Here is a 4354-nt window from a genome sequence, read left to right as displayed (position 1 = left end):
GTACTATAACATCATGGGAAAATGTGCCGCCATATATGGGGTGCGATCGCCGTTTTTATTACATCTATCAACCCTTCGCCAATCCTCTTGAAAGGATTTCAGCTATGAGAAAAGGGAATTGATTCCCAAGCGGTCCGCATATTCAACCCGGTGCGTTCGCCCCGCAGCCGACTATCTTCACCGATGATGAATGGCGGGGGAACACACCCTACACATCTATATATATAAGTATCCTCCGGTGCCTTCCCACAGGTGACTGACTTCACCAATAATCAATAGCCAGGAAACACACCCGACACCCCTCAAAAACTCTCCGTGTCCTCTGTGCCTCTGTGGTGAAACTCTCTAACCACACACCCGACAAAACCCTAAATCCAACTTTTCACCACCCCCGGATTGCCAATCGAGATAAACGCCGCCCAATAAGACGGAGATTGAAACGGCATAAAATCATCCGGCTTTCGACTCAAATCCCGCAGAAACACCCCGCTGGCGGGACTCGAAACGCTAACTTTGCCAATCGCCTCAGCCCTCAACCAACTGTCCCGCATTTCAGCAACCTTTAGCGTCCTCAAATACGCCTGTGCCTCTTCCAAACATTTCGTCCGACCCAGCTTATTTTGGAATAAATTGTGGTAGAATCGCTCCATCAGGATAGCGGTGGGCACGTCCGGGACTTTCCACAGACTCATCACCAGCGTTTCCGCCCCCGCGACGATAATCGAACGCCGCAAACCCAGCACCCCCTCGCCGATGGAGACATTCCCCAAAGCGGTATCGCAGGCGGAGAGCACGACGATAATTGTCCCCGTCAAATCCAACATCGTCGCATTTTGAGCCGTCAGCAGTCCCTCCTCGGCATCCAAGGGTAATTTTTCCTCTTTCAAAGCGGTATTTGCCCCGGCAAATGCCAACCCGGAACGGGTGAGGGGATTTTGGACGTGGGCGAATTTAAACCGGGACTGGGAAGAACCGATGGAGGAGAACTGAAACCCATCCATCGCGTCATTTAAACTCTCTCGGGACACCTCCAAAAAATAGCCGTGGGTGGCGATATGGACGATTTTCGGGGAGCGAGAATGGGACAGCAAAGATTTGACGGCTTGGGTTTCCAGATAAACCGGAACTTGCAATAATTGGGCAATCCGTTCGCCCTCAATTTTCGTACCCGGAAGGGGGGTAAAGATATCGCCCTCGCCGCGTCCCAATTCTCGGGAGAGAGAACGCACATCGGCGGGGGTTGAGGGCGTCGGGAATGGGGGTAATGGGGATTCGAGAACGGCTGGGGAAGGAACGGTTTGGGGTGCGTCGGTTTGCATTGGCTTTTTGCCGTCTATGGCAAATACTGCAATGACTCCCGCCAGTATCAGTACCGCTCCCACGGGGGGAAACGCCGCCAATAAAATAACAGAGATGATGACAAAAAATGCGATCGCAACTGCTAAAATCGTTTGATGGGGAATCCGTGTTGACCGTTTTTGTGGCCGTGTCTGGGGAGTGGGAACCGGGACATATTCCCGCAAATTATAATCGGGATTGGCAATCACCAGCGGTTGGGTATGTTCCACGGGAATTTCCACATGGAACCGCAGCAAATCTCGCCCCACGTTCAGATATCGCAACTCATATTCTCCCATCAACTCAGCAGTTCCATCCCGCGATAAAATCCCAAACGGGAGGGTTGCCAATTCCCCGTCGGTGGCGAGATAAACCACTTGTCCGGGTTGCAGGTGGCGTTGCAGGGGTTGAATCAAGATTTGATAGAGTTGGCGTCCCTGTTCCGGATAAATCCAGGATTCCGCCTCCGGGGTTTCGTCATCATCAAAGCCTAAATCCCGGTTTTTGCCCCGAGTGTCCGAGTCTTCCCCCGACGCCAACCGGCGAAACTGGCGGCTGAGGTTATCAATGGTTTCCGCTTCCCCCAAATCCAGCATTTCCACGTTTTCCGAATCCCCGGAAGATAAGATAAACGCCAGGTAACGCGGCGGCAACCATTGGCTATCTCCATTAGCTTTAACCGCTTGGAAATTGTAAACGCTAAACCGCACAAACTCCACCAGCGTCGCACCGTCCGGGAGGAGGGCGGCGATGGCTTGGCGGCTGGCACGTTTTAATTGGGATTCCAGGTTCATTTCGGGGATTTGGCGGCTGAGGGATTGTTCCAACTCCTCCTGTTTTCGCGTCAAGTCCGCCAACCGTTGCCGATACTCGGGCAACCCTTCCGGGGAAGCTGGACTTTGCCAAATTAAATAGCCAATTTGCCGGGTGAGTTGGCGAAGTTCCTCGAATTGGGGGGCAAGGTGGCGGTAGCGTTCGGAGGCGATGGAGGTTCGCAGCAAAATTCCCGCTTCCGTCGCCAACCCTTTCCGCCGCCAAACCAAATCCAATGCGGCTTGTTTGGCTGGGGAGTCGTCGGAGAAATATTGGTTGATGAGAGAGAGGAATTGTTCTAACAGCCAATAGTTTTGTTGCAGATAATCCAGGCGTTGCCTGTCGCTGCTGATGGAAAGGATTTCACCGATAATTCGGTTTTGAATGTCCGCCGCCTCCTGCATCAGTTGCAATGCCTTTCGGGGGCGATTCATTGTCGCCATCAGTCCCGCCAAATTGTTCAAACTGGCGGCGTAGCTGGGATGATTTTCCCCCAACTGCCGTTTGTCAATCTCCCGGGCTTCCAGGTACAGGGGTTCGGCATCGGAAAACCGCCCCATTGCCCGGTACAGTTCCGCCAAGTTGTTCAAACTGGCGGCGTAGCTGGGATGATTTTCCCCCAACTGCCGTTTGTAAATCTCCCGGGCTTCCAGGTACAGGGGTTCGGCTTCGGAAAACCGCCCCATTGCCCGGTACAGTGACGCCAAATTGTTCAAACTGGTGGCGTAGTGGGGATGATTTTCCCCCAACTGCCGTTTGGAAATCTCCATCGCTTCCAGGCACAGGGGTTCGGCTTCGGAAAACCGCCCCATTGACTCGTACAGTCCCGCCAAATTGTTCAAACTGGCGGCATAGTTATGATTATTTGTGCCGAAAGCAACTTTTCCAATTTCGCGGGCTTGCTCTGCGAATTTAATACCCTCCTCATACCGACCTTTTTCAAGAGCGCTTAATGCCTTGTTATTTAATGAGTTAAATTGCTCTATAAGATTTTCTAAAAACATAAGCGTCTTTCCTCCAATTTGTTAAACTTAAACTCGACTCCATCCAAATTATCTCCCCTCGCCTCATAACGAGTCGATATTCAAAGCCCCCAGGATTGGAGATTTAGGGGCGGGACAATTCATCGCGTTTAACCGGGAGACTCCACCACCTTAAACTGCTTGTAAAATACCCGCCCATTCCACTGCCGCCCAATCTGCTGAAATATCTCCCGAAACCGGGACTCATCCACCTTGAAATCGCGGGGATTGCCATCGGGACGCACCCAGGACAAGTCCAGCGGCTTCTCCGTGAGAATCGCCAAAAAATACTCCTCCCCCTCATCCTGAAACTTTAAGGACTTCGCCAACCCATCGACATCCGGAATATACAGAAGTTGACGCGGCTGACATTCCCCCTGCGGCTGAAATGCCTGGGAGGGAGACAGACAAAAATAGTTCCCCTTGCTACTCCGATTCAGTAACAGTAAATACCCCGCCGCATCTAAATTCACCACCAGGGCATATTTTTTATCCTTGACAATCGTTTCGTCACGGTTGGGGATTTCTCCCAAATCCAATTCCCGCCGAGTCTTTCCAATATCCCCAATATCCACCATCTGGAATTGTTCCATCCCACAGGTTGCCAGACGGGTTGCCAACTCCCAACCCTCCCGAGGAAATTTCACGTCCCACAACCACCGATAAATCACCTGCCAAGGATATAATTCTTCCGGGTTTTTAGGTTTCCAACCCCGTTCCCGCTGCAACTGCCCCACGTCCACGCCGTCCGCCGTCATTTCCTCCCCAAATTGTTTTTTGATTTTTTCCACCACTGCGGCGAGGGTGGCGGGCATATTGGTGGTGGCAAAGCCGCCGTTGAGTTGTTTGCCAATCTGTTTGGCAATGTCAGTATTTGGCTTGTCGTAATTTTGCGGATGAAACCGCAACTGACAACACTCCCGCTGGCTGTCACTGCGTGCCCGCCACATCACTTTTTCGGTAAAGTCATTGAGGAATTGTTTTTGTAATGAGTTTTCCGCCGAATTTGGGTTCATCGCTTTTCTCCTATTTCTGATGTAATGGGAGATCCCCCTAAATCCCCCTTAAGAAGGGGGACTTTGAAATTCCTTTGTTTTTTATGAGCTCTGGGAGATCCCCCTAAATCCCCCTTGAGAAGGGGGACTTTGAAATTCCTTTGTTTTTTATGAACTCTGGGAGAT

Annotated in this window: 2 protein-coding genes; both read right to left on the bottom strand. The window is 51.5% G+C overall.

The window, feature by feature from the left end:
• Positions 1 to 368: 368 nt before the first annotated feature.
• Entirely contained in the window at positions 369 to 3155 is a 2787-nt protein-coding gene (locus tag AC0QHF_RS19685; protein WP_324705941.1) for a CHAT domain-containing protein, read from the bottom strand.
• Positions 3156 to 3283: 128 nt separating this feature from the next.
• Complete coding sequence (locus AC0QHF_RS19680; RefSeq protein ID WP_324705940.1) at positions 3284 to 4189, bottom strand: DUF4384 domain-containing protein; 906 nt, start codon at positions 4187 to 4189, stop codon at positions 3284 to 3286.
• Positions 4190 to 4354: the final 165 nt, after the last annotated feature.

Source organism: Lyngbya sp. CCY1209, from assembly GCF_055795065.1.
This window is presented reverse-complemented; position numbering and strand designations above follow the sequence as displayed.